The 259-nt window shown below is 45.9% G+C and carries 1 protein-coding gene; it reads right to left on the bottom strand.

The genetic code is table 11. The features are described 5' to 3' along the window. Nucleotides 1-59 precede the first annotated feature (59 nt). Nucleotides 60-259: TrmH family RNA methyltransferase (locus R7R24_RS26690; protein ID WP_318120115.1), on the bottom strand; the 200-nt coding region annotated here is incomplete at its 5' end.

Raw genomic sequence — 259 nt, 5'->3', positions numbered from 1 at the left:
TGTGTTTGATTCTTCAAGCCACTAAGCCTTTGGGCTCAGTGACATATGTTCTCATTCGCTTACTTCGCAGCCAAGCGCTGACGAACTGCTTCGAATAAACAGATGCCTGATGCAACCGACACATTCAAACTTGATACGCTACCTGCCATTGGGATTTTAATCAAATCATCGCAAGTTTCTCGCGTTAGACGGCGCATACCATCACCTTCTGCGCCCATGACAATTGCCAGAGGACCAGTCAGTTTTGCTTGATAAATGT

The organism is Vibrio sp. 704 (genome assembly GCF_033339295.1).
Note: the sequence above shows the minus strand (reverse complement) of the source record. Positions and strands in the feature narration are given on the sequence as shown.